The sequence below is a fragment of the Enterobacter sp. 241F3 genome (assembly GCF_034106785.1).
Lineage (GTDB): Bacteria > Pseudomonadota > Gammaproteobacteria > Enterobacterales > Enterobacteriaceae > Enterobacter > Enterobacter vonholyi.
This window is the reverse complement of record NZ_JAWNDD010000004.1, coordinates 259565-285946: the sequence shown is the minus strand read 5'-3', so window position 1 is coordinate 285946 and position 26382 is coordinate 259565. Positions and strand designations below refer to the sequence as shown.

Sequence of the window (26382 nt, the reverse complement as noted above, 5' to 3'; positions counted from 1 at the left end):
GGTCTATAGCCCCTTATGGCTGCTGCCAGAGAATGACAGCCGCCGTTACCAACAAGTTGACGAGCGTCAGCGGCAGGCACACTTTCCAGCCGAAGGACATTACCTGGTCATAACGCGGACGCGGTAACGCTGCGCGAATCAAAATGAACATCATCATGAAGAACGCGGTTTTCAGCGCGAACCAGATGAACGGCGGTAAGAACGGGCCATGCCAGCCACCGAAGAACAGCGTTACCATCAACGCGGAAATGGTGACAATACCGATGTACTCGCCCACGAAGAACAGACCGAATTTCATACCGGAATATTCGATGTGGTAACCGTCGGCCAGTTCCTGTTCGGCTTCTGGCTGGTCAAACGGGTGACGGTGACACACTGCAACGCCCGCGATGGCAAAGGTAATAAACCCAAAGAACTGCGGAATAACGTTCCAGATGTCGGCCTGGTTATTGACGATGTCGGTCATGTTGAATGAACCGGCCTGCGCCACCACGCCCATCAGGGAAAGACCCAGGAACACTTCGTAACTCAGGGTCTGCGCGGAAGCACGCATCGCCCCCAGCAGCGAGTATTTGTTGTTACTGGACCAGCCTGCGAACAGGACCGCGTAAACCGCGAGGCCTGCCATCATCAGGAAGAACAGAATGCCGATGTTCAGGTCAGCGACCACCCAGGTCGGGCTGACCGGAACGATAGCAAACGCCAGCAGCAGCGAGGTGAAGGCGATCATCGGTGCCAGAGTAAAGATCACGCGGTCCGAGAAGCGCGGGATCCAGTCCTCTTTAAAGAACATCTTGATCATATCCGCGACCAGCTGGAGTGAACCACCCCAGCCCACGCGGTTCGGTCCGTAACGGTTCTGGAACAGACCGAGCAGACGACGTTCACCAAAGCTCATGAACGCGCCGCAGGTGACCACCACCAGCAGGATAACAATCGCTTTCAGAATGCTCAGCAGGATGTCGATAAGATCCGGCGTTAACCAACTCATGCTTTTGCCTCCTGCAGATTATCAAGACGCGCACCCGCCAGAACCGGCGCGATGCCAGGCATACCCATCGGCAGACCTACCTGCCCTGCTGTCAGACTTTCAGAAATAATCAGCGGCAGGCTGATGGTCTGGCCGTCATAGCTAAAGGCGATGTTTGCACCCGCGTTAACGCCAAGCTTCGCGGCGTCAGCCGGGTTAAGCTTGATGTACGGCTGCGGCATACGGGTCTGGAAGACCGGTGAACGCTGGGACAGCTCGTCGCTACCGAACAGGTGGTAGTACGGGGCAATACGCCAGCTACCGTCCTGCGCCTGGAAACTCGCCGGTACGGTGGTGAAGAAGTCCAGACCGGTTTCGGAGGCTTCAATCAGACGCACGCCCGGATCGCCGTGGCGCAGGGAGCCGCCCACTTCAGCCTGGAACTTGTTCCATGCCTGCGGGGAGTTCCAGCCCGGTGCCCATGCGAAAGGGATTTGCGAACGCGGCGCAGACGGCTGGTTGTTCCCTTCCATCGAGAAGGCGAACATGGTGTCTTTATCCTGCGGCTGGCGCGGTTCGTGCACGCTGATGTTGGCACGCATCGCAGTACGGCCACTGTAACGGTGCGGTTCACGCGCCAGTTTCTGGCCGCGAATGCGGAAGCTTGCTTCAGGCGCGGCATCTTTAATGCCTGCCAGCTGAGGCAGTTTTTCGACTACCGCGTCGATAACGTGGTCGAGCTGCGTCCAGTCCACTTCACGGCTCTGCACGGTGCTGTGCAGGGAGTGCAGCCAGCGCCAGCTTTCCAGCATCACGGTGTTGCTGTCGTAGTACGCCGGGTCATAAACCTGGAAGAAACGCTGTGCGCGGCCTTCGTTGTTGATAACGGTACCGTCGCTTTCTGCGAAGCTTGCCGCAGAGAGCACCAGGTGCGCTTTGTCCATAATCGCGGTGCGCTGATGGTCAATGACCATCACCAGCGGGGCTTTGGAGAGCGCGGCGTCTACGCGAGCGGCAGAAGCATGACGATGCAGGTCGTTTTCCAGCACCACCACGGCGTCAGCGGCACCGGATTCCAGTTCGCTTAGCGCTTTTTCCAGCGAGCCGCCGCCAATCATGCCCAGACCAATGCTGTTCACCGCACGGGCAATCATGGTCACACCGACGTCAGCACCGCGGCCTTTCAGAGCTTTGGCCACGTTGGCTGCTGCCTGAATGATCTCTGCGCTACCGGCGTTGGTACCGGAAATAATCAGCGGTTTCTTCGCACCGGCCAGGGCCTGAACAATCACGTCGACCTTGTTTTGCAGGTCGCGATCCAGCTCAACGGCCGGTGAGTTGTTGTCCAGCGCGTGGGCAATGGCAAAGCCAAGACGCGCCTGATCTTCAACCGGTGCGCAGTAGGTCCACGCCGCAATATCGTCCAGACGGGTGTTGTCGACGTTGGTCACAAACAGAGGATGCTTCGCGCGCTGGCCGATGTTCAGGATCGCCGCAATCTGCCAGTCAGCCACTTTCTGCGCCGCTGCCATTTCACGTGCTTTACCCTTCACCGCCTGGCGAACCGCCAGAGCCGCGCGTGCGCCGGTCTGCGTCAGGTCTTCACCCAGCACCAGGACCGCATCATAGGATTCGATTTCGCGCAGCGCAGGGGTATGGATACCGCCTTCACGCAGCACTTTCAGTACCAGCTGCAGACGTTCCTGCTCGCCCTGGGCGATACCGGTATAGAAGTTTTCCGCCCCAACCAGCTCGCGCAGGGCGAAGTTGCTTTCGATGCTGGCGCGCGGAGAGCCGATACCGATCACTTTCTTCGACTGGCGCAGAATGTCTGCCGCGCCCTGCATCGCCTGTTCAGCGTTCAGGGTAATGAAGTCGTCGCCACGGCGTTGAACCGGCTGACGCGGACGGTCCTTCAGGTTCACATAGCCATAGCCGAAACGACCGCGGTCGCACAGGAAGTAGTGGTTAACGGTACCGTTGTAACGGTTTTCGATACGACGCAGTTCGCCGTAGCGCTCACCAGGGCTGGTGTTGCAGCCGAGGGAACACTGCTGGCAGATGCTTGGCGCAAACTGCATGTCCCATTTACGGTTGTAACGCTCGGAGTGGGTTTTATCCGTGAAGACGCCGGTCGGGCAGATTTCTACCAGGTTACCGGAGAATTCGCTTTCCAGTACGCCGTCTTCTGGACGACCGAAGTAGACGTTGTCATGTGCGCCATACACGCCCAGATCCTGACCGTCTGCATAGTCTTTGTAGTAACGCACGCAGCGGTAGCAGGCAATGCAGCGGTTCATTTCGTGAGAGATGAACGGCCCCAGATCCTGATTACGGTGGGTACGCTTGGTAAAGCGATAGCGACGGAAGCTGTGACCGGTCATCACGGTCATATCCTGAAGGTGGCAGTTACCGCCCTCTTCACAGACCGGACAGTCGTGCGGGTGGTTGGTCATCAACCATTCCACAACGCTTTCACGGAACTGTTTCGCTTCTTCGTCATCAATCGAAATAAAGGTGCCTTCGGTGGCTGGCGTCATACAGGACATCACCAGGCGACCACGCGTGTCTTCCGCGTTTTGATATTGCTTCACCGCACACTGGCGGCAAGCACCGACGCTGCCCAGCGCCGGATGCCAGCAAAAGTACGGAATATCGAGGCCAAGAGACAGACAAGCTTCCAGCAGGTTGTCCGCCCCGTTGACTTCGTATTCTTTGCCGTCTACATGAATCGTAGCCATTAGCATGCTTCCAGTTGGCTCGGTCGAAACCGAGCGTTAATCAAAATTCTTGTCGTTACCAGCGCGCTTTAAGCAGGTTCGGCTGAATCCCATTGATGGCATGGGTATTGCTGAACGGCTGCTTGATGCCTGCTTCGAACTCGTCGCGGAAATATTTGATCGCGCTCTGCAGAGGTTCGACGGCACCCGGTGCGTGGGCACAGAAGGTTTTACCCGGGCCTAAGAATCGACACAGTTGCTCAAGCGTCTCGATATCGCCAGGCTGGCCTTCGCCACGTTCGATTGCACGCAGGATCTTCACGCTCCACGGCAGACCATCACGGCACGGTGTACACCAGCCGCAGGACTCACGGGCGAAGAACTCTTCCAGGTTACGCACCAGCGAGACCATGCCGATCTCGTGGTCGACGGCCATCGCCAGCGCCGTACCCAGACGGCTGCCTGCTTTACCAATGCTTTCGAACTCCATCGGCAGGTCAAGGTGGGCTTCGGTCAGGAAGTCTGTCCCTGCCCCACCCGGCTGCCAGGCTTTAAATTTCAGACCATCGCGCATGCCGCCGGCGTAGTCTTCAAGAATTTCGCGCGCGGTGGTACCGAACGGCAGTTCCCAGACGCCAGGATTTTTCACGCGACCGGAGAAGCCCATCAGCTTGGTACCGGCATCTTTGCTTGAGGAGATGCCCTGATACCACTCCACGCCGTTGGCGAGGATAGCCGGAACGTTACACAGGGTTTCGACGTTGTTTACGCAGGTCGGTTTCCCCCACACGCCGGAGCTTGCCGGGAACGGTGGCTTGGAACGCGGGTTCGCGCGGCGGCCTTCCAGAGAGTTAATCAGCGCGGTTTCTTCACCGCAGATATAACGCCCGGCACCGGTGTGCACGAACAGTTCGAAGTCAAACCCGGTGCCCAGGATGTTTTTACCCAACAGGCCCGCTTCGGTGGCTTCGGCAATCGCGCGACGCAGGTTTTCCGCCGCTTCAATGTACTCACCGCGCAGGAAGATATAGCCACGGTACGCTTTCAGCGCGAACGCGGAAATCAGCATGCCTTCCACCAGCAGGTGCGGCAGCTGTTCCATCAGCAGGCGGTCTTTATAGGTGCCCGGCTCCATTTCATCGGCGTTACACAGCAGGTAACGGATGTTCATGGATTCATCTTTTGGCATCAGGCTCCACTTCAGACCGGTGGAGAAGCCCGCGCCGCCGCGGCCTTTCAGGCCAGACTCTTTTACCGCGTTAACGATGTCGTCCGGCGCCATGCCGCCAAGGGCTTTACGCGCACCGGCATAGCCGTTTTTGCTCTGATATTCGTCGAGCCATACCGGCTGTTTGTCATCACGCAGACGCCAGGTCAGCGGATGCGTCTCAGCAGTACGAATTACAGTTTTCATTTGTACTGCTCCAGCAGGTCAGGAATCGCTTCCGGCGTCAGATGGCTGTGAGTGTCCTCATCAATCATCATGGTCGGCCCCTTGTCGCAGTTACCCAGGCAGCAGGTTGGCAGCAGAGTAAAGCGTCCATCGAACGTGGTCTGGCCCGGCTTGATATTGAGCTTCTTCTCAATCGCAGCCTGGATGCCCTGATAACCGGTGATATGGCAGACAACGCTGTCACAGTAGCGGATCACATGGCGGCCAACCGGCTGACGGAAGATCTGGCTGTAGAACGTGGCTACGCCTTCTACGTCGCTTGCCGGAATACCCAGCACTTTCGCGATCTCATAGATCGCCCCGTCCGGCACCCAACCACGCTGTTTCTGTACGATTTTCAGCGCTTCAATGGACGCCGCACGCGGGTCTTCGTAGTGGTGCATCTCGTGCTCAATGGCGGCACGTTCTGCTTCACTCAGCTCAAAAGCCTCGGTTTGTGGTTGTTGATTCTCGTGCATAATTAGCGGTCCACATCTGACATAACAAAATCGATACTACCCAGATACACAATCAGGTCAGAGACCAGACTGCCGCGGATGGCGGACGGAATCTGCTGCAGGTGCGCAAAGCTCGGCGTACGCACGCGGGTACGGTAGCTCATGGTGCTGCCGTCACTGGTCAGGTAGTAACTGTTAATACCCTTGGTCGCTTCAATCATCTGGAAGGATTCTTGCGCCGGCATGACCGGACCCCAGGAAACCTGCAGGAAGTGGGTGATCAGGGTTTCGATATGTTGCAGCGTGCGCTCTTTCGGCGGCGGCGTCGTCAGCGGGTGATCCGCCTTGAACGGGCCTTCCGGCATGTTGTTGAGGCACTGCTCAAGGATGCGCAGACTCTGGCGCAGTTCTTCCACTTTAAGCATCACGCGGGTGTAGCAGTCGGAAACACCGCCGCCCACCGGGACTTCAAAGTCGAAGTTCTCGTAGCCAGAGTAAGGACGGGCTTTACGCACGTCGAAATCAATACCGGTCGCACGCAGACCTGCACCTGTTGTCCCCCACTCCAGCGCTTCTTTCGCGCCGTAGGCAGCAACGCCCTGGGAACGGCCTTTCAGGATGGTGTTACGCAGCGCGGCTTTCTCGTAAGACGCCAGACGTTTTGGCATCCAGTCGAGGAATTCACGCAGCAAACGGTCCCAGCCGCGCGGCAGATCGTGCGCCACACCGCCGATGCGGAACCAGGCCGGGTGCATACGGAAACCGGTAATCGCTTCCACCAGATCGTAGATTTTCTGACGGTCGGTAAAGGCGAAGAACACCGGGGTCATCGCGCCGACGTCCTGAATGAACGTGGAGATGTACAGCAGGTGGCTGTTGATACGGAACAGTTCTGACAGCATGACGCGAATCACGTTAACGCGATCCGGCGTAACGATACCCGCCAGTTTCTCAACGGCCAGCACGTATGGCATCTCGTTGACGCAGCCGCCGAGGTACTCGATACGGTCCGTATACGGAATGTAGCTATGCCAGGACTGACGCTCGCCCATCTTCTCAGCACCACGGTGGTGGTAGCCAATGTCAGGCACGCAGTCGACAATCTCTTCGCCATCGAGCTGAAGAATAATACGGAATGCACCGTGCGCAGACGGGTGGTTCGGACCGAGGTTAAGGAACATGAAGTCCTCGTTGTCGGTACCGCGCTTCATGCCCCAGTCTTCCGGTTTGAAGGTCAGCGCTTCCATTTCCAGATCCTGTTTGGCTTTGGTCAGCTCAAACGGATCGAATTCGGTTGCACGTGCCGGGTAGTCTTTACGCAGCGGGTGGCCGGTCCAGGTCTGCGGCATCATGATGCGCGTCAGGTGCGGGTGGCCGTCGAAGGTCATGCCGAACATTTCCCAGGTTTCACGCTCATACCAGTTGGCGTTCGGGAAAAGTTTGGTGATTGTCGGCAGATGCATGTCGTTTTCAGACAATGCCACCTTGAGCATGATATCCGTATTACGGTCTATTGAGATCAGGTGGTAGAAAACGGAAAAGTCCGCAGCAGGGAGCCCCTGGCGGTGGGTACGCAGACGTTCATCCATGCCGTGTAAGTCAAACAGCATGACGTACGGTTTTGGCAATTTCTTGAGGAAATCGACAACTTCCAGCAATTGCTCACGCTTCACCCAAACAACGGGTACCCCGGTGCGGGTAGCCTGAACAGTAAAGGCATCCGGCCCAAAACGGTTGCGCAGTTCGCCAATGACTGGGTCATCCAGATGATCCCGGGTCTGCCAGGCGGCTTCTTGCGCGGTTAAGTCGGTCATATTGTTCACCATTGCAAATGGTCCGTGGTGACTGTTGAGCCTGGCTTCGCGCTATTTGAGTAGTGATATGCGAAGGTGTTCTCCAGGCCTACAGGCGCAATTTAAATTTCGTCAGGCGTACGCAGATTGGTGACGGCAATACGTTCACCACGTTTACGCTCGCGCTCAGACTGCATGTTCGCGCGATACACACCCTGATCGCCAACAACCCACGACAGTGGGCGACGTTCTTTACCAATAGATTCCTGCAGCAGCATCAATGCCTGCATGTAGGCTTCCGGACGTGGCGGGCAACCCGGGATGTACACATCCACTGGGATAAATTTATCTACGCCCTGTACGACGGAATAGATGTCGTACATACCGCCAGAGTTAGCACATGCCCCCATGGAGATAACCCATTTAGGCTCCAGCATCTGGTCATAAAGACGCTGAATAACAGGTGCCATTTTGGTAAAGCACGTACCGGCTACCACCATCAGGTCAGCCTGACGTGGGGAAGCACGCAGTACCTCTGCCCCAAAACGCGCAACGTCATGCACCGCAGTGAATGACGTCACCATTTCAACGTAGCAGCAAGAAAGGCCAAAGTTGTAAGGCCAGATGGAGTTCTTACGACCCCAGTTGACCATATCGTGCATGGCATGTTCGAGTTTGCCCATGTACACGCTTTTATTGACTTCTTGCTCCAGGGGGTCGGTTACGATCTCCTGTTTTTGCAGGGGGTAACGGTCATTCTCACCGTTAGGATCTATGCGGGTGAGCGTATAATCCATCTTATTGCCTCGCTGTTACTGCTGACGATTAGAGATACTGTTTTCCGGGTTGATGTGTTCACGACGTGAACGCGCAGGCGTCCAGTCAAGCGCGCCAATACGCACCAGATAAACCAGACCGGCCAGTAGCACTAAAATGAAAATTGCGGCCTCGACAAAGCCCACCCAACCACTTTCGCGGATGGACGTTGACCATGCGAAAAGGTAAAGCGCTTCCACGTCGAAGATGACGAAGAACATGGCTACCAGATAGAACTTGGCAGACAGGCGTAAGCGAGCGGAACCTACTGAATCAATACCTGATTCGAAAGGTGTGTTTTTGTGCCTTGCACGGGCGCGACCGCCCAGGAACCAGCCGCCGACTAGCATCAGGCAGCACAGGCCAATGGCTACAATAAGAAAGATTGCGAATGCCCAGTGATGAGCGATGACTTCTGTGGATGTTGACATACTCATTGCTTACTCATCAAAAGTGATACCAACGACACTGCTCTTGCTGGCAGATGGGCATCACATCGATTCATGGGGAGGAACAAATAACCTTACACTAACTGTCAGAAATGAGACGTAGACAGCAAAATGATGGGGTTTTTTACTCCTTTCTATAACCTATTGTCAACTTTAACAAAGGTTTCTTCACATTAAATTACATCGAGCGATTCTCATTAACATTTGGTGCCCTTTAACCCTGGTGGGTGCATGACTTTCCGTCAAATGTATGTTGTTGAATCGTGTCCGTTTCGGAAGTAAAAAAAATAACCCTCCTATTTTGACAGGATTTGCCAACGATTCCTCCCCCCAAATAGGAGTATTTTCTTGATCTGTGACACGCTTTTGTTAATTCAACCAGGAAAACGGCAACATATTTCCTGTTTTTTTAACATGAGAGGGATATGGATGAAGTTAGAACGGAAAACGGACAATATGTAAGCAAAATCATTTAGCTTATTGATAAATATAGAGTATCCTGAAAATCCATATGCTATAAGCGGATATTATTGCTAAAAAAAAGCCACTGCATGCGAAAATCACACGAGTGGCCTTTTTTTACACTTACATTTTGTTACCAGAATTTTGAGCAGGCGATCACTCAAAATCCCCTTCAACGATCAGGGAATCATCCCCCCCTTCGGAGGTAACGCGCTCGAACTGCCACGGGTTATGGTAGTTTTCCATCGCGTCGAACACCACCTTTGCCAGCTCGTTATGGCTGGACGAATTGTGGCAGAGCAGATATTCCGTATCCGGCAGCGCAGGCAGGCCATCGGATTTTCCCAGAACGCGCAGATCGGGGCTCATCATCTCTACCGGACGCGCCGTTACACCCAGACCGGCCTTCACGGCTGCACGGACCGCTGGCAACGTGGAAGCCACATACGCCAGACGCCACGGAATGTTGGCCTCATTCAGCGCCGTGAGCACCATATCACGGAACGGGCTCGGGTCATCCAGTAAGACCAGTGGCACCGGTTCCCCTTTTTGCAGCACGTATTCGGCTGCGCAATACCAGTGCGTAGGCGATGTACGCAGCGTCAGGCAATCAAACTGCCCGGGACGATGCGTAGTCACCACCAGGTCGACTTTATTCTCATTTAACATCTCAACCATAAAAGCATTACGCTTTACGCTAACGTCCAGTGCAAGCTTCGGATAAACCGAACTGATACGATTGAGAAGAAACGGCAATATTGTATCCGCTGACTCATCAGATGCGCCTAACGTTAGCACCCCTTGTAGGTTGCTAAACATTAATGACATACATGCTTCATCATTAAAGCGAAGAATTTTCCTGGCATAACCCAGAAGCTGAATACCGTGTTCCGTTAAGAGCTTATTACGCCCATGACGCGCAAAAAGCTCTTTACCAACCAGTTGCTCCAGCCGCTGCATTTGCTGGCTGACGGCGGACTGAGTTCGGCAAACGGCGGCAGCAGCTGCTGCAAAAGTGTTGAGATCGGCGACCGCAACAAACGTTCTCAGCAGATCGAGGTCGAGATTCATTATCGGACGATTTGCATTTATCATATCTATTCACTTTCAGGTTGCTCGTGCGGAGCTGCCCGGGTTGAAGCTGTGTGTAACAGTTAAGCAATTCCCTCTGAAGGTTTTCCCTCGCATCCCGGCCCGGCAGACTGCCTGACAGATAGTTATTGTGCTGCTTTATATCAACAGTCAGAAAGCACGTTTCATGACGTTATTTTTATTCTCTTAAACGTTCAGGATATTTAGATGTTCGCAGGTTTATGTAAATTACATTAAAGGTATAACACCTTTTCTGCCATCTTTATCGCAGCGCTGTCAACGTAGCAGGAGATGTTCGACACATTCCAGCCAGAGATAACTCCAACAATAACAATCAATTAATTCGGAAAATCAGTTACAGATATACAAAAACCGTGTATCTGCCCCCTGCTTTCCTGTAAGACATCTTAACCCAAATCCACTTTATTTATAAGTCTTATTGCAATATTGAGGATTAAAGAAGAATGTTAAGCTTCTAAACTAATTTTATTAAAATTAACTAAAGTTGCATTTTATAGGTTAATAATAAATAAATTTTAATTTAGATTAAGACCATTCATTAATGGCACTTAACATTAATTTCACATGAGTAACTTTTAGCCACATTATGCTTTTACAGGAACATTCCTCAAGCACTCAGGATTTACGAAAAGTCACTCAGGGTGATTGCTACCGTCGTCCGGCTCACCACTTATTTTATTCAGCACAATATACAGTATTTTGACAAATTAATAGCACATTCGCCCCATCCTGGTACCGTAAGTGCAACTTTAAGCCAGTATAAAAGCGAATGTGCAGCGAAAAAGATTTATCAATTTTTTGCTGCCGGCACAAAATCTTCTACTGCACACCCTTCAAAACGAAGCGAGGGGGGAGTACATTATTCCGTGCTGACTTCCACGGCAGGGAGTGGCAATAATAGCGAAAAGGTTAAAGGTTCATGTCCCCTATCGAAAAATCCAGCAAGCTAGATAACGTCTGTTATGACATCCGCGGCCCGGTTCTGAAAGAGGCAAAACGCCTTGAAGAGGAAGGCAATAAGGTTCTTAAACTCAACATTGGTAACCCTGCGCCATTTGGTTTTGAAGCGCCGGATGAAATTCTGGTTGATGTGATCCGCAACCTTCCTACTGCACAAGGCTATTGCGATTCAAAAGGACTTTACTCCGCACGTAAAGCTATCATGCAACACTACCAGGCACGCGGCATGCGTGATGTTACCGTTGAAGATATTTATATTGGCAACGGCGTCTCCGAACTGATCGTGCAGGCGATGCAGGCGCTGCTGAACAGCGGTGACGAAATGCTGGTTCCCGCACCGGACTATCCGCTGTGGACGGCTGCAGTATCCTTGTCCAGCGGTAAGGCCGTGCACTATCTTTGCGACGAGTCCTCCGACTGGTTCCCGGACCTCGATGATATTCGCGCAAAAATCACGCCCCGCACGCGCGGCATCGTGATCATTAACCCGAACAATCCAACGGGTGCGGTATACTCAAAAGAGCTGCTGATGGAGATCGTCGAGCTCGCCCGCCAGCACAACCTGATCATCTTTGCCGACGAAATTTACGACAAGATCCTGTACGACGCGGCACAGCACCACTCAATCGCAGCGCTGGCCCCGGATCTGCTGACCGTCACCTTTAACGGCCTGTCTAAAACCTACCGCGTGGCCGGTTTCCGTCAGGGCTGGATGGTATTAAACGGTCCGAAAAAGCACGCCAAAGGCTATATTGAAGGGCTGGAGATGCTGGCCTCCATGCGTTTATGTGCCAACGTTCCGGCGCAGCACGCAATCCAGACGGCGCTGGGTGGTTATCAGAGCATTAGCGAGTTCATCGTGCCCGGTGGACGCCTGTACGAACAGCGTAACCGCGCGTGGGAGCTGATCAACGATATTCCGGGGGTTTCCTGCGTGAAGCCGAATGGGGCGCTCTATATGTTCCCGAAAATTGACGCGAAGCGCTTCAATATTCACGATGATCAGAAAATGGTGCTTGATTTCCTGCTGCAGGAAAAAGTGCTGCTGGTCCAGGGCACGGCGTTTAACTGGCCGTGGCCGGATCATGTGCGCATCGTGACGCTGCCGCGCGAAGATGACCTCGAAATGGCCATCAGCCGCTTTGGTCGCTTCCTCTCTGGATACCATCAGTAATCTTAAAATCAGGCTACTTCGGTAGCCTGATTTGCATCTTCCCTCCCCTCCCCGCACAATGAACGCCTGTCGCAGTGAAGACAAAAGGTATCCTATGAGTCAGAGTCATTTCTTTGCCCACCTCTCCCGCCTGAAACTCATCAACCGCTGGCCGCTGATGCGCAACGTGCGCACAGAGAACGTGTCAGAGCACAGCCTGCAGGTTGCCATGGTCGCTCACGCGCTGGCCGCCATTAAAAACCGCAAATTCAACGGTCAGGTCAATGCAGAGCGCATCGCCCTGCTGGCGATGTACCACGATGCGTCAGAAGTGCTGACCGGCGACCTGCCTACGCCGGTGAAATATTTCAACTCGCAAATTGCGCAGGAATATAAGGCCATCGAGAAGATTGCCCAGCAGAAGCTGATCGACATGGTGCCGGATGAGTTGCGCGACATCTTTGAGCCGCTCATCGATGAGCATCAGTACACGGAAGATGAAAAGTCGCTGGTCAAACAGGCCGACGCGCTCTGCGCCTATCTGAAGTGTCTCGAAGAGTTGTCCGCAGGGAATAACGAATTTTTACTGGCAAAAACGCGCCTGGAAAAAACGCTGGAATCCCGCCGCAGCGAAGAGATGGATTATTTTATGCAGGTGTTTGTACCGAGCTTCCATCTGTCTCTGGATGAGATCAGCCAGGATTCACCGTTGTAATTTTTCGCCGGGTGGCGGCTTCGCCTTACCCGGCCTACGTTTCTGCGCTCACGCTTAAAACGGGAACAGGACCGGTATCAATACCACGCACACCACCATCACCAGCACGGTGAACGGCACGCCCAGCTTCACGAAATCGCTGAACTTATAGTTCCCGGGCCCGAGCACCAGCGTGTTCACCGGTGAAGAGACCGGCGTCATAAATGCCGCGGAAGCGGCCATCGCCACCATCATCGCAAACGGGTACGGCGATACGCCCATGGACTTTGCCATCGCCAGCGCGATAGGCGCCATCAGTACCGCCGTCGCGGTGTTGGAGATAAACAGACCGATGGTGGCGCACATGATAAACAGGCAGACCATCATCATGTACGGCCCATACCCGCCGCCGACGTCCATTAAGCCTTTAACGATCAGATCCACGCCACCGGTTTTTTGCAACGCCAGGGCGAAAGGCATCATCCCGACGATGAGAATAATGCTCGGCCAGTGAACGGCTTTATAGGCGCTTTCGGCGTCAATACAGCGGAATTTACCCATCAACAGGCAGGCGATGATTGCCGCGACCGGATTGGGAATTTCATCGGTCAGCATCAGCGCCACCATCAGCACCAGACAAAAAATAGCGTGAGGCGCCTGGCTGTGCGCAGGCGACGCGTCGCTCTCCTCAACAGGCATGTTGAGCACCACAAAATCACGCCCTTTTTGCCCGAGCTGGCTTATCAGCTTCCAGTTACCGACAACCAGGAAGATGTCGCCCAGCAGGATCGGCTCATCGACTACCGCCCCTTCCATCGCCACGCCATCGCGCTTCAGCCCCACGACATTCAGGCCATAGCGGGTACGGAATCCCATTTCCCGCACGGTTTTACCCAACAGTTCCGACTCCGGGATCAGCGACACCTCGGCCATGCCGACATCCAGCGCCTGATCGGAGAAATACTCCCCGCGAAGCACCATAGGTTCCAGCAGCTGTTCGCTGCAAAAATCGCGCAGATCCACGTCCGCGGTTGACATATCAATCAGCAGGACGTCACGCGCGCGGAATTCCGACACCCCGTTGACGTTAACGATCACTCGACGAAAACGTCGCCAGCGCTCTACGCCAATCACATTCGCGCCATAGCGCTCACGCAGTTTCAGATCATCAAGCCGCTGCCCAACCATCGGCGAGCCGGGGCGAATAGCCAGACGGCGCGCGCGCCCGGTAAGGCGGTACTCTTTAATCAAATCGCGGAAGGTGCGTCGCTTCCATCCTTCTTTATTTTTGTCCTGTCTTTCACCTTTAAGGGCAAAACGGGTCAGCAGCATGTAGACCACGCCCATTACAAGAATAACCAGCCCAAGCGGGGTGACGCTGAAAAAACTGAAGCCCTCAAATCCTTCCCGGATCAGCTCGCTGTTGACGACCAGGTTCGGCGGCGTTGCCACCAGCGTCATCATTCCGCTGATCAAACCGGCGAAACTCAGGGGCATCATCAGGCGCGACGGCGAGCTCTGCATCCGCATGGAAACGCTCAACACCACTGGGATGAAGATGGCGACCACGCCCGTGGAGCTCATAAACGCCCCCAGTCCGGCGACGGTCACCATCAGGTAGATCAGCATTTTGGTTTCGCTGCTGCCCGCCACTTTCACTAGCCACGACCCCACAATGGTCGCCACGCCGGTGCGCACCAGCCCATCACCAATAATAAACAGGGCTGCAATCAGGATAACGTTGGGATCGCTAAACCCGGAGAAGGCTTCCGGCAGCGTGAGCGTACCGCTCAGCACAAACGCGACGATGACAAACAAGGCGACGGCGTCCATGCGTACCTTGCCCGTTGCAAAAAGAAGGATGGCGATTAAAAGCAGGCTCAGGACCCAAATCAGTTCACCGTTCACAACATGTCCTTGTCAGTGGGAGATGAGAAATTTTGCCATAAAAAAGCCCCATCAGCGTGGGGCTATATCATGGGTTTACATTTTTAGCGAGACGGTTACAACACCATCAGAGGCTTTTGAAACAGCCAGTGCCGTCAGTGAATCGAGCACCAAATCTGCCTCCTCCAGGCGGGGAGATCCCGCCGGAACGTTAACGGCGATGACGTGGCTCCCTGCGTTCAGCCCGGCCAGTACGCCAGCCGCCGCATCTTCCACCACCACGCACTCTGCCGGGTCGAGGCCCAGCAGTTCAGCGCCCAGTAAAAATGCATCAGGTTCCGGTTTACCCCGCTTCACGCGCTCCGCCGTAATAAACACGTCAGGCGTCGGCAACCCTGCCGCCTTGTGTCGGGCGTGGGCAACCGGTACGGAACCGGAGGTGACGATAGCCCACGGGATCTGCGCCTCGTTCAAATGCTCAAGCAGTTCGCGCGCGCCCGGTAATGCGGTGATGCCGTCAGTATCGGTGGCTTCAATATGCTCCAGGTATTTGAACTCCGCCTGAATTTCGTCCTCAGTGCGTCCGGCCAGGAAGTGCCGTAGCGAGGTAATGGCCTGTTTGCCATGGATAAAATTCAGCACGTCCTGATGGTCGATGCCATGTCTGTCAGCCCAATGGCACCATGAACGCTCAACAACCGGCAGCGAGTCCACCAGCGTACCGTCCAGATCAAACAGAAAACCTCTACACTGCACACGCACCTCCGTCAGGCATTAATGATTTGTTGAATTTCGTTGCTGCTTAAATGGTACTGACGCGGACAGGCATGCCACGCGCTCAGCATGCGCTGATACTTATCCCACATCGGGGTCTGCGCGTTGAAGCCGTGGGTGCCCGCGTCAAAGTGGGTATAACGCCCTTCCGTATTCACCATAAAACGAACATAGCTCAGATAACGCGCTTCCGTTGCGGCATCAAAGCCTAAAAAGGTCACGCGGCGCTCGTCAATCGACTGCCGATCTTTGAGATTCGTCCATGACACGTGCAGAGCGTGATACATCTCCATAATGTCGATCACGATGCGGCAGGTTTCTTCTTTCAGCTCGCCAAACTCGCGGTCCAGTTCACGCATTTGCAAACCAAAGCCGCGTTCGACGATGGTTTGCAGGCGGCTGTAGCGCGCAGCGTTATCGGGATCAAGCATAGTCATCATCTTGTACTGGTTAGACAAAATCAGACGTTGAGCATGGGTCATTTCCATCTTTCGACTCCTGTAGCGCATTGCACTTAAAAAAAAGACACGGTAACTGATTGTTACTGTGCCTTCTTTTCGTCGTCGTTTCGATGATCAATCACAAATCATCGAGGAATGTTTTATCCAGTTGCTTAAAAGCACGCTTTAACGTGTCCGCCAGCGCCTGGTAATCCGGCTTGCCTTCAACCGGGGCGAGCGCCTGACCGGCCTCTTCCAGCTTACCGCGCACTTCATAAAACCAGTGTAAAATAGAAGGTGGAAGTGGCGTGATGGACCGTTTACCTAACCACCACAGGCCCTGCATCGGCAGGCTTAATGCGAAGAGCGCCGTGGCGACGGCAGGTCCAAGCTGCCCACCCAGCGCAATCTGCCAGCACAGCGTAAAGACAGCGACAGGCGGCATAAAGCGAATCGCATAGCGCGTGGCGCGGATGGTGCGATTCTCAATAAACATCGGCGCAAGGCGCTTTTCCATTGGCCACGTCTTTGCATAATGCTGTCCCCGACGAAACAGACTGAAGAAATTTACGGACGGGTTCTCTGGTGTCGACATGGCTGTACCTCAACTTCACATATAAAAATTAAAATTTTCGTGCAAAACCACAACAAGCTATGACAACGTTCAAAATATTTTGTCATCTCTACCCCGTATCGGGTATCCTGTGCCAGCCTGATAGGGCCATAGACGAGAATCATTAGCTCGTCAAATTATTGCATATTATGCCATTGGCTGAAAATTGTGCAAAATGGCATAAAATCATAGTTATTTCTTCCATCATGCCACAATGTTCGTTTGGCATGATGTTAATCATAAATGTCCGAGTCATCATGCGTTACGCTGTTAGACTCACTGACGTTTTTTTAGCCACGTATCAATAATAGGTACTTCCATGTCGAGTAAGTTAGTACTGGTTCTGAACTGCGGTAGCTCCTCACTGAAATTCGCCATCATCGATGCGCTCAACGGTGACGAATACCTCTCTGGTTTGGCCGAATGTTTCCATCTGCCTGAAGCACGCATCAAGTGGAAGATGGACGGCAGCAAACAAGAAGCGGCTTTAGGTGCAGGCGCCGCTCACAGTGAAGCGCTGAACTTTATCGTTAACACTATTCTGGCACAAAAACCAGAACTGTCTGCTCAGCTGACTGCGATTGGTCACCGTATCGTCCACGGCGGCGAAAAATACACCAGCTCCGTGGTGATCGACGAATCTGTGATCCAGGGCATCAAGGACTCTGCGTCCTTCGCACCGCTGCACAACCCAGCTCACCTGATCGGTATCGCTGAAGCACTGAAATCCTTCCCGAATCTGAAAGACAAAAACGTGGCCGTGTTCGACACCGCGTTCCATCAGACCATGCCGGAAGAGTCTTACCTCTATGCCCTGCCATACAGCCTGTACAAAGAACATGGCGTACGTCGTTACGGCGCGCACGGCACCAGCCACTTCTATGTGACTCAGGAAGCCGCAAAAGTCCTGAACAAGCCGGTTGAAGAACTGAACATCATCACCTGCCACCTGGGCAACGGTGGTTCTGTTTCGGCTATCCGCAACGGTAAATGTGTTGATACTTCCATGGGTCTGACCCCGCTGGAAGGTCTGGTGATGGGTACCCGTTCCGGTGACATCGACCCGGCAATCATCTTCCACCTGCATGACACCCTGGGCATGAGCGTTGACCAGATCAACAAAATGCTGACCAAAGAGTCTGGCCTGCTGGGTCTGACCGAAGTCACCAGCGACTGCCGTTACGTTGAAGACAACTACGCAGAGAAAGAAGACGCTAAACGTGCAATGGACGTTTACTGCCACCGTCTGGCGAAGTACATCGGCTCTTACACTGCGCTGATGGAAGGCCGTCTGGACGCGGTTATCTTCACTGGTGGTATCGGTGAGAACGCGGCAATGGTTCGTGAACTGTCCCTGGGCAAACTGGGCGTTCTGGGCTTTGAGGTTGATCACGAGCGTAACCTGGCTGCCCGCTTCGGCAAGTCTGGCTTCATCAACAAAGAAGGCACCCGCCCTGCTCTCGTAATCCCAACTAACGAAGAGCTGGTCATCGCGCAAGACGCGCACCGCCTGACTGCCTGATTCCACACCGCCAGCAATGCTGGCGGTGCTGTTTTGTAACCCGCCCAATCGAGGTGGTAACGAAAGAGGATAAACCGTGTCCCGTACTATTATGCTGATCCCTACCGGAACCAGCGTCGGCCTGACCAGCGTCAGCCTTGGCGTTATCCGTGCTATGGAACGCAAAGGCGTTCGTCTGAGCGTCTTTAAGCCAATCGCCCAGCCACGTGCCGGTGGCGATGCGCCAGACCAGACCACCACCATCGTGCGCAAAAACTCCAATCTGCCAGCGGCCGAACCGCTGAAGATGAGCCACGTTGAATCTCTCCTCTCCAGCAACCAGAAAGATGTGCTGATGGAAGAGATCATCGCCAACTACCATGCTAACGCGCAAGACGCGGAAGTGGTGCTGGTAGAAGGTCTGGTTCCAACCCGCAAACATCAGTTTGCTCAGTCTCTGAACTTTGAAATTGCGAAAACCCTGAACGCAGAGATCGTTTTCGTGATGTCTCAGGGCACCGACACCCCAGAGCAGCTGAACGAGCGTATCGAGCTGACGCGCAGCAGCTTCGGCGGCGCGAAAAACACCAACATCACCGGCGTGATCGTCAACAAGCTGAACGCGCCAGTGGATGAGCAGGGCCGTACTCGCCCTGACCTGTCCGAGATCTTCGACGACTCTTCCAAAGCGAAAGTCATCAAAGTTGACCCGGCTAAGCTGCAGGAATCCAGCCCGCTTCCAGTTCTGGGCGCGGTGCCATGGAGCTTCGATCTGATTGCCACCCGTGCAATCGACATGGCGCGTCACCTGAACGCCACCATCGTTAACGAAGGCGACATCAACACCCGCCGCGTGAAGTCCGTGACCTTCTGTGCGCGTAGCATTCCGCACATGCTGGAACACTTCCGCGCAGGTTCCCTGCTGGTGACCTCCGCAGACCGTCCAGACGTGCTGGTTGCAGCCTGCCTGGCCGCGATGAACGGTGTGGAAATCGGTGCGATCCTGCTGACCGGTGCCTACGAGATGGACCCACGCGTCAGCAAGCTGTGCGAACGCGCGTTCGCCACCGGCCTGCCGGTCTTCATGGTGAATACCAACACCTGGCAGACCTCCCTGAGCCTGCAGAGCTTCAACCTGGAAGTGCCGGTTGATGACCACGAGCGTATCGAGAAAGTTCAGGAATACGTTGCGGGCTACATCAACGCAGACTGGATCGAATCCCTGACTGCGACCTCCGAGCGCAGCCGTCGTCTGTCTCCTCCAGCATTCCGTTACCAGCTGACCGAGCTGGCGCGCAAAGCGGGCAAACGCGTTGTTCTGCCAGAAGGCGATGAACCACGTACCGTTAAAGCAGCGGCTATCTGTGCAGAGCGCGGCATCGCGACCTGTGTGCTGCTGGGTAACCCGGATGAGATCAACCGCGTAGCGGCATCTCAGGGCGTTGAGCTGGGCGCTGGCATCGAAATCGTTGACCCAGAAGTGGTTCGCGAAAGCTACGTTGCCCGTCTGGTTGAGCTGCGTAAGAGCAAGGGCATGACCGAAGCCGTTGCGCGCGAGCAGCTGGAAGACAACGTAGTGCTGGGCACGCTGATGCTGGAGCAGGACGAAGTTGACGGTCTGGTTTCCGGTGCGGTTCACACCACGGCGAACACCATCCGTCCACCGCTGCAGCTGATCAAAACCGCGCCAGGCAGCTCTCTGGTTTCTTCCGTGTTCTTCATGCTGCTGCCTGAACAGGTTTACGTTTACGGCGACTGCGCGATCAACCCGGATCCAACTGCAGAACAGCTGGCCGAGATCGCTATCCAGTCCGCAGACTCCGCGACCGCTTTCGGTATCGAGCCGCGCGTGGCTATGCTCTCCTACTCCACCGGCACCTCAGGTGCAGGTAGCGATGTAGAGAAAGTGCGTGAAGCGACCCGTATTGCGCAGGAAAAACGTCCTGATCTGATGATCGACGGCCCGCTGCAGTACGACGCCGCGGTTATGGCTGACGTTGCAAAATCTAAAGCGCCGAACTCGCCGGTTGCAGGCCGCGCTACCGTGTTCATCTTCCCGGATCTGAACACCGGTAACACCACTTACAAAGCGGTACAGCGTTCTGCCGACCTGATCTCCATCGGGCCAATGCTGCAGGGCATGCGTAAACCTGTGAACGACCTGTCTCGTGGCGCACTGGTAGACGATATCGTTTACACCATCGCGCTGACGGCGATCCAGTCTTCGCAGCAGCAGTAATGTTAAAAAGCCCGGTGGCGCTAGCGCTTACCGGGCAAGAAAGGCGACCACTTAACCGGTCGCCTTTTTTATTTACAGCAGCTCGCGCGCCGCCGATACAATGTCATGTGCCGTCAGGCCATACTCTTTCTGCAGAAAATCCTGCGTCCCCACCTGGCCGTAACGCTCCTTAACGCCCACCCGCCGCATCGGCACCGGGCAGGTTTCCACCAGCACTTCCGCCACCGCCGACCCGAGGCCGTTGTGAATGCTGTGGTTTTCACAGGTGACGATGCGCCCGGTCTTCTCGGCGTAGTTTTTCACCAGCATCCGGTCGATAGGCTTCAGGGTAAACATGTCGATGACCGCCGCGCTGACGCTCTCCTGCTCAAGCTGGCGCGCGGCTTCCAGCGCTTCCGACACCATGATGCCGTTGGCAATCAGGGTAATATCGGTTCCTTCGCGCAGCACGTTGCCTTTGCCAATGGTGAAGGTCGAGCCAGGCGCATACACGCTCGGTGCCTGCTTACGGATGGTCCGCACCCAGAAGAAGCCGTCGAGATCGATAAGCTGTCGCAGCACGTCCTCGAACATCACCGCGTCGGTGACCTCCAGTACCACCGAATGCGCCAGCCCGCGCACGATGCCCATATCCTCAAACGACATATGCGTTCCGCCGTTGTGGCAGGCCGTCACGCCCGCATCCGACGCTATCACCTTCACGTTGTTGCGCTGATAGTCCAGGGACATAAACAGCTGGTCAAAACAGCGGCGGCTGGCAAAGGCGGTGAAGGTGTGAACGAAAGGCTTGCGTCCGGTAAGCGACAGCCCCGCCGCCGTGCCGATGACGTTGGCCTCCATAATGCCGCAGTTAATCACGTGCTGCGGATAATCTCGCGCTACGCCGTCCATCGCCATCGAGCTCATCAGGTCTGCTTCGAGCGCAATGATGTCACTTCCGGACTCAATCTGTTTTGCCACGAAGCCAGCGTAGACCTTACGCATCTCAACGGCGTCTTTCTGTCCTGCCGGTGCAACCTTAATCATGTGAAGCCTCCAGTTGGCGAATCGTCTCGTTGAGGGCCGCTTTGCTCTCCGCGGTCAATCGCAGGTGGTGCGAGTTGCTGAGCTGCTCCAGATACGGCACCCCCTGGCCTTTGATGCTGTCGAGGATGACGACTAACGGACGCGCATCGGCTGCCCGGATCCGCGACGTCACTGCCAGCAGACCCGGAATGTCGTCCCCCTTCACCGTCGCCACGTCAAAGCCAAAGGCGCGGAATTTCCCCTCCAGGTCGAACGCGCTGATGATCTCGTCCAGCTCGCCGTCGAGCTGCTGTTTGTTCCAGTCGACAAATACCGTCAGGTTGTTCAGGCGATGGTGAGCAATAAACTGGAATGCTTCCCAGCACTGCCCCTCGTTCAGCTCGCCGTCGCCGACGATGCAGAAGACCCGATTCGGTCGCCCGGCCAGCCAGTGCGACAGCGCCATACCGCCGGCGATGGAAATCCCCTGTCCCAGCGAACCGGTGGTAGCATCTACGCCGCGCGTTTTCAGGCGGTCCGGATGGCTCGGCAGGCGCGTGCCGTTCTGGTTTAGCGTGCTTAGCTCTTCCACCGGGAAGTAGCCCTTGATTGCCAGCGTGCTGTAGAGCGCCGGGCCCGCATGGCCTTTCGACAGGACAAAATAGTCTCGCTCCGGCCAGTCCGGATCCGCCGGGTCGATTTTCATCACCGCGCCGTAGAGCACGGCCAGCGTTTCAACCACCGACATGCTGCCGCCATAGTGTCCAAAGCCCAGCTGCGTCAGCGACTTCAGCGTCTCAAGACGGATCTGACGCGCGAGTTCGGTTATCTCTTTCTCATTCATGATTTGGCTCCGGTGTTTTCCTGCGCGTTACCGCCTGCAGGTTTGTTTTTCGCGAAGATGTTGTACGCCACCAGCAGCGCAAACAGCGCTACGACCAGCCCGGTTATGGCCAGCGGCGACAGGAAGCGCGCCAGGTTGCCGAGCACAATCCCGACCGCGCCGAAGTCGGCGTCCGAGAAGGTGGTGTTGGCAAAACCAATGGCGCCCAGTACCGGCAGCAACAGGACCGGCAGGAAGGTAATCAGCAGGCCGTTGGCAAACGCACCGATCATCGCCCCGCGACGTCCACCGGTGGCGTTACCGAACACGCCCGCCGTTGCGCCGGTGAAGAAGTGCGGCACGACGCCCGGGAGGATCAGCACCCAGCTAAACTGACCGCAGATGAACAACCCCACAATCCCGCCGAGGAAGCTGAACAGGAAGCCAATCAGCACCGCGTTTGGCGCATAGGGGTACACCACCGGGCAGTCCAGCGCAGGACGCGCGTTCGGCACCAGTTTCTCCGAGAAGCCGGTAAAGGCCGGGACGATTTCTGCCAGAATCAGGCGTACGCCCTGCAGGATAATGAACACCCCCGCCGCAAAGGTGATTGCCATGATGATGGCGTAGACGAGGTAGTTCTGGCCGGCGCTGAAGGTAGCCTCGACGTACTCGCGCCCGGCGCTCACCGCCATGATCAGGTAGATAATCATCATGGTCAGGGAAATGGAGATCGAGCTGTCGCGCAGGAAGCTCAGATTCTTCGGCAGGTTCATCTCTTCGGTTGAGCGGGAGCCTTTGCCGACCTTGCTGCCAATCCAGCCCGACAGCACGTAGCCCAGCGTGCCAAAGTGGCCGAAGGCAATCTCATCGTTGCCGGTAATGCGCTTCATGTAGCGCTGCGCAATCGCCGGGAAGAAAGCCATGATCAGGCCGAGGATCAGCGAGCCGGTAAAGACCAGACCCACGCCCTCAAAGCCTGCTACCGTCAGGATCACGCCAATCATGCACGCCATGTAAAACGTGTGGTGCCCGGTCAGGAAGATGTACTTCAGGCGAGTAAAGCGCGCGACGATAATATTCGCCACCATGCCGAAGGCCATAATCAGCGCGGTCGCTGCACCGTATTTTTCCAGCGCAATGGAGACAATCGCTTCATTGTTTGGAATAATGCCCTGAATCGTAAAGGCGTGTTCGAACATACCGCCTAACGGATTTAATGACCCGACCAGCACCGTGGCGCCGCCGCCCAGCACAATAAAGCCCAGAATAGTTTTAATGGTTCCTTTCACCACGTCCGAAAACGCTTTTTTCTGCGCAACCAGACCAATAAGCGCAATTAAACCGACCAGCACCGAAGGGACTTTTAAAATATCAACAACGAAATTCAGCGTTTCAAGGATAAACATATCCACCTCGCCTTATCAGGGTTATTGTCTTTCGAACCAGGCGCGCAGCTGCGCTTCAAGTTCGTTGATGTCGATGATGTTGTTGATCACCACCAGCTGGCTTTCCGGCACGCTGGCGCTGGCCGCAATGTCTTTTGCCATCACGAACAGATCGGCCGCGCCCGGCGTGGCCGAGGAGAGATCGGAATGTTCAACCTCAGCCTCAATCTCCAGCTTTTTGAGCACCTTTTTTATATTCATTTCGACCATAAAACTGCTGCCCAGGCCAGAACCGCAAATAGCCATGATTTTCATTGTTGTCCCCTTATTTTGAGTAGAGTACGCCCCATCACGCTGACGCGTAATGTTGTGAAAAACCGGATTAAAGAATTAAATCAGAAGCGGTTAATAATTGTTTTAATTTCCTCCCGCGTATTCGCCTGATGCAGTTTCTCCATATCCTCGTCGCTGGAAAATAACTCTGCCAGCGACGAGATCATCTCGATATGGCTATTTTTGTCGGGTGCCGCGAGCATAATAATGACGTCGACAGGGTCAAACTCACCGGCACCAAACGAGACGCCCTGTTTTAGTTTTAATAACGACAACCCCAGTCCTTTGGCGCCTTCCTCCGGCCGCGCATGCGGCATCGCCAGCCCTGGTGCCAGCACATAATAAGGTCCTAACGTGTGATGCTGCTGAATGATGGCCGTGACGTATTCAGGCTCAATCACCTGCAAATCCAGCAGCGGCTTCGCGCACAGCTCCAGCGCCTGCGGCCAGTTTTCCACGCTCTCCTGCAGCGTGATGGTTGTATCATATATCCATTTTTTGAGCACTTTTTACTCCCGCTACACGCTAAAGATGAGCAAACTTTATTCAACACATCGCTGGATGACTGCGATCGGGATCACAAAGATAGCGCTACCAATCGTTAACATGCAGAAATGTGATAGCGCTATCAAATTACATTCACGGCGCTAAATCACAGCAAAAAAAGGGATTTAAGGCGTATACTGCCTGTCACGTGAAGCGAAGGAAATGAAGAACGCGTCTGGTCAGCAGGAAGGTGTATGTCTCTAACCCGAAAACGGCGCAGTACTGGTAAAGTGACACTCGCCGATGTCGCACAGCTTGCCGGTGTGGGCACGATGACCGTGTCCCGTGCACTCCGCACGCCCGAACAGGTTTCCGATAAATTACGAGAAAAAATTGAAGCTGCCGTGCAGGAGCTGGGTTATATGCCTAATCTTGCCGCCAGCGCGCTTGCCTCGGCGTCGTCATGGACGATAGCCATGGTGGTGCCCAACCTCTCCGAAGCCGGCTGCTCGGAGATGTTCGCCGGGCTACAGCAGGTGCTGCAGCCTGCCGGGTATCAGATCATGCTGGCAGAATCCCAGCATCGCCTGGAGCAGGAGGAGAAACTGCTGGAGACGCTGCTGGCGTCGAACATTGCCGCCGCTATCCTGCTCAGCGTTGAACATACCGATACCGTTCGCCACTGGCTGAAAAACGCCTCCATTCCGGTGATGGAGATGGGTGCCATGCGCGCCGACCCGATTGATATGAATATCGGGATTGATAACGTGGCGGCCATGTATGAACTCACGGAAATGGTGATTAAGCGCGGCTACCAAAATATTGGCCTCCTGTGCGCCAACCAGGAGCAGTGGATTTTCCAGCAGCATCTGCAGGGCTGGTACAAGGCCATGCTTCGCCACCATATGTCGCCGAACCGGGTCATTAACGCGGCGATGCCGCCGAGCTTCTCGACCGGCGCGGCGCAGCTGCCTGAATTCCTGCTGGCGTGGCCGGAGCTGGATGCGCTGGTGTGCGTCTCTGACGAGCTGGCCTGCGGCGCGCTGTACGAGTGTCAGCGCAGGCGAATCAAGGTGCCGGACGATCTGGCGGTGGTAGGGTTTGGCGATAGCGACGTGAGCCGCGTCTGTCAGCCGCCGCTGACGACGATGGCGGTACCGCATCGTAAGATTGGAGTTGAAGCCGGGAAAGCACTACTGGAGCGACTGAATGGCGGCGACTGGCGCGATCAAAAGCCCATCGCGTCCAGTCTGTGTCTGAGAGAGAGTTGCTGAAGCTTACTCAGCCTCTTCCTCTTTCTCTGATTTGGTCGATTCGTTTTTGGCGTTGCGGGTCATCCACAGCGCCAGCGCTTTTAATGAATCCGGCGTAAACTCGTCGCAACGCGCGGTAATTTCTTCCGGCGTCATCCAGCAGACTTCACTCACCTCTTCTTCCTGCAGGGCAAACGGGCCGTGAGAAACGCAGCTAAACAGCCCGCCCCAGACGCGACAGTTTTCGTCTTCGAAATAGAACTGACCGTGCTCGGCAAACGGCACACCGGCGATACCAAGCTCTTCTTCTGCTTCTCGACGCGCGGAATCCAGCAGCACTTCATCTGCCTGGACAACCCCGCCTGCAGTGGCATCCAGCATCCCAGGGAGAAAATCTTTGGTGTCCGTACGGCGCTGGACCAGAATTTTGCCCATACCGTCATGCACAACGATGTACGTTGCGCGGTGACGCAGACGCTCCGCACGCATTTGTTCGCGGCTGGCCTGCGCGATCACTTCATTCTCTTCGCTGACAATGTCAACCCACTCTGTACTTGCCAAATGACTCTGCTCCACCATCGGGAAACCTTCTCTTCTAAGCGCTCTTTCGGCGCGTTTGC

At 55.1% G+C, this 26382-nt stretch carries 23 protein-coding genes; 5 read left to right on the top strand and 18 right to left on the bottom strand.

The annotated features are described in order from the left end of the window. Nucleotides 1–13: 13 nt before the first annotated feature. The 8 genes from nuoH to lrhA form a co-directional block, all read right to left on the bottom strand. Nucleotides 14–991, bottom strand: a complete 978-nt coding sequence (gene nuoH, locus UR504_RS14085; RefSeq protein WP_008500211.1) for an NADH-quinone oxidoreductase subunit NuoH — start codon at nt 989–991, stop codon at nt 14–16. Then, nucleotides 988–3711 carry an NADH-quinone oxidoreductase subunit NuoG gene (gene nuoG, locus UR504_RS14080; RefSeq protein ID WP_274240397.1) on the bottom strand — a complete coding sequence of 908 codons (2724 nt, stop codon included), beginning with the start codon at nt 3709–3711 and terminating at the stop codon, nt 988–990. Before nuoG ends, nuoH begins: the two co-directional genes overlap by 4 nt. Before the next feature lie 55 nt (nt 3712–3766). Further along, a complete protein-coding gene (gene nuoF / locus UR504_RS14075) occupies nt 3767–5104 on the bottom strand; it encodes an NADH-quinone oxidoreductase subunit NuoF (RefSeq protein WP_008500209.1) in 1338 nt (445 codons plus the stop codon). After that, complete coding sequence (gene nuoE, locus UR504_RS14070; RefSeq protein WP_006176513.1) at nt 5101–5601, bottom strand: NADH-quinone oxidoreductase subunit NuoE; 501 nt, start codon at nt 5599–5601, stop codon at nt 5101–5103. Before nuoE ends, nuoF begins: the two co-directional genes overlap by 4 nt. A gap of 2 nt (nt 5602–5603) precedes the next feature. Continuing rightward, the gene (gene nuoC, locus UR504_RS14065; RefSeq protein WP_023312537.1) at nt 5604–7406 is read right to left on the bottom strand and encodes an NADH-quinone oxidoreductase subunit C/D; all 1803 of its coding nucleotides are present in this window, start codon (nt 7404–7406) and stop codon (nt 5604–5606) included. 89 nt (nt 7407–7495) lie between these two features. Continuing rightward, nucleotides 7496–8170: an NADH-quinone oxidoreductase subunit NuoB gene (gene nuoB, locus UR504_RS14060; protein WP_003861482.1), complete on the bottom strand. Its 675-nt coding sequence runs from the start codon at nt 8168–8170 to the stop codon at nt 7496–7498. Nucleotides 8171–8185: 15 nt separating this feature from the next. After that, on the bottom strand, nt 8186–8626 hold the full coding sequence (gene nuoA / locus UR504_RS14055) for an NADH-quinone oxidoreductase subunit NuoA (protein ID WP_014171000.1): 441 nt from the start codon (nt 8624–8626) through the stop codon (nt 8186–8188). Between the two features lie 630 nt (nt 8627–9256). Then, on the bottom strand, nt 9257–10195 hold the full coding sequence (gene lrhA / locus UR504_RS14050; RefSeq protein ID WP_111965271.1) for a transcriptional regulator LrhA: 939 nt from the start codon (nt 10193–10195) through the stop codon (nt 9257–9259). A 937-nt stretch (nt 10196–11132) separates the two neighbouring features. Here lrhA and alaA point away from each other — a divergent pair. Both alaA and yfbR read left to right on the top strand, forming a co-directional pair. Next, nucleotides 11133–12347, top strand: a complete 1215-nt coding sequence (alaA, locus tag UR504_RS14045; protein ID WP_008500204.1) for an alanine transaminase AlaA — start codon at nt 11133–11135, stop codon at nt 12345–12347. A 94-nt stretch (nt 12348–12441) separates the two neighbouring features. Beyond that, nucleotides 12442–13041, top strand: a complete 600-nt coding sequence (yfbR, locus tag UR504_RS14040) for a 5'-deoxynucleotidase (protein ID WP_010433329.1) — start codon at nt 12442–12444, stop codon at nt 13039–13041. A 54-nt stretch (nt 13042–13095) separates the two neighbouring features. On the opposite strand, the gene UR504_RS14035 is transcribed toward yfbR, so the two are convergent. The 4 genes from UR504_RS14035 to yfbV form a co-directional block, all read right to left on the bottom strand. Beyond that, nucleotides 13096–14928, bottom strand: a complete 1833-nt coding sequence (locus UR504_RS14035; RefSeq protein ID WP_302235932.1) for an SLC13 family permease — start codon at nt 14926–14928, stop codon at nt 13096–13098. A 75-nt stretch (nt 14929–15003) separates the two neighbouring features. Continuing rightward, nucleotides 15004–15663 carry a sugar phosphatase gene (locus tag UR504_RS14030; RefSeq protein WP_115875897.1) on the bottom strand — a complete coding sequence of 220 codons (660 nt, stop codon included), beginning with the start codon at nt 15661–15663 and terminating at the stop codon, nt 15004–15006. Nucleotides 15664–15674: 11 nt separating this feature from the next. Next, on the bottom strand, nt 15675–16169 hold the full coding sequence (locus UR504_RS14025) for a YfbU family protein (protein ID WP_023617380.1): 495 nt from the start codon (nt 16167–16169) through the stop codon (nt 15675–15677). A gap of 91 nt (nt 16170–16260) precedes the next feature. Continuing rightward, the gene (yfbV, locus tag UR504_RS14020; RefSeq protein ID WP_023312543.1) at nt 16261–16716 is read right to left on the bottom strand and encodes a terminus macrodomain insulation protein YfbV; all 456 of its coding nucleotides are present in this window, start codon (nt 16714–16716) and stop codon (nt 16261–16263) included. A 337-nt stretch (nt 16717–17053) separates the two neighbouring features. Here yfbV and ackA point away from each other — a divergent pair, with 337 nt between their 5' ends. Continuing rightward, nucleotides 17054–18256, top strand: coding sequence for an acetate kinase (gene ackA / locus UR504_RS14015; RefSeq protein ID WP_063145415.1), 1203 nt, complete (start codon nt 17054–17056; stop codon nt 18254–18256). 76 nt (nt 18257–18332) lie between these two features. Then, complete coding sequence (gene pta / locus UR504_RS14010; RefSeq protein ID WP_045327913.1) at nt 18333–20474, top strand: phosphate acetyltransferase; 2142 nt, start codon at nt 18333–18335, stop codon at nt 20472–20474. A gap of 72 nt (nt 20475–20546) precedes the next feature. Here the strand turns inward: pta and UR504_RS14005 are convergent, their stop codons facing one another. The 5 genes from UR504_RS14005 to UR504_RS13985 all read right to left on the bottom strand — a co-directional run bounded on the left by UR504_RS14005 (nt 20547) and on the right by UR504_RS13985 (nt 24529). Next, on the bottom strand, nt 20547–21500 hold the full coding sequence (locus UR504_RS14005; RefSeq protein WP_302235936.1) for a transketolase family protein: 954 nt from the start codon (nt 21498–21500) through the stop codon (nt 20547–20549). Continuing rightward, nucleotides 21493–22323, bottom strand: coding sequence for a transketolase (locus UR504_RS14000; RefSeq protein WP_302235938.1), 831 nt, complete (start codon nt 22321–22323; stop codon nt 21493–21495). The genes UR504_RS14005 and UR504_RS14000 overlap by 8 nt, the downstream gene beginning before the upstream one ends. Continuing rightward, a complete protein-coding gene (locus tag UR504_RS13995) occupies nt 22320–23711 on the bottom strand; it encodes a PTS ascorbate transporter subunit IIC (RefSeq protein WP_115875900.1) in 1392 nt (463 codons plus the stop codon). The genes UR504_RS14000 and UR504_RS13995 overlap by 4 nt, the downstream gene beginning before the upstream one ends. A gap of 21 nt (nt 23712–23732) precedes the next feature. Further along, nucleotides 23733–24005, bottom strand: a complete 273-nt coding sequence (locus UR504_RS13990; protein ID WP_003861447.1) for a PTS sugar transporter subunit IIB — start codon at nt 24003–24005, stop codon at nt 23733–23735. 80 nt (nt 24006–24085) lie between these two features. Continuing rightward, entirely contained in the window at nt 24086–24529 is a 444-nt protein-coding gene (locus UR504_RS13985; protein ID WP_274240420.1) for a PTS sugar transporter subunit IIA, read from the bottom strand. Between the two features lie 234 nt (nt 24530–24763). Here UR504_RS13985 and UR504_RS13980 point away from each other — a divergent pair, with 234 nt between their 5' ends. After that, nucleotides 24764–25783, top strand: coding sequence for a LacI family DNA-binding transcriptional regulator (locus UR504_RS13980; RefSeq protein ID WP_127731794.1), 1020 nt, complete (start codon nt 24764–24766; stop codon nt 25781–25783). A 3-nt stretch (nt 25784–25786) separates the two neighbouring features. On the opposite strand, the gene yfcD is transcribed toward UR504_RS13980, so the two are convergent. Then, a complete protein-coding gene (gene yfcD, locus UR504_RS13975) occupies nt 25787–26341 on the bottom strand; it encodes an NUDIX hydrolase YfcD (protein WP_032641987.1) in 555 nt (184 codons plus the stop codon). Nucleotides 26342–26382 lie beyond the last annotated feature (41 nt).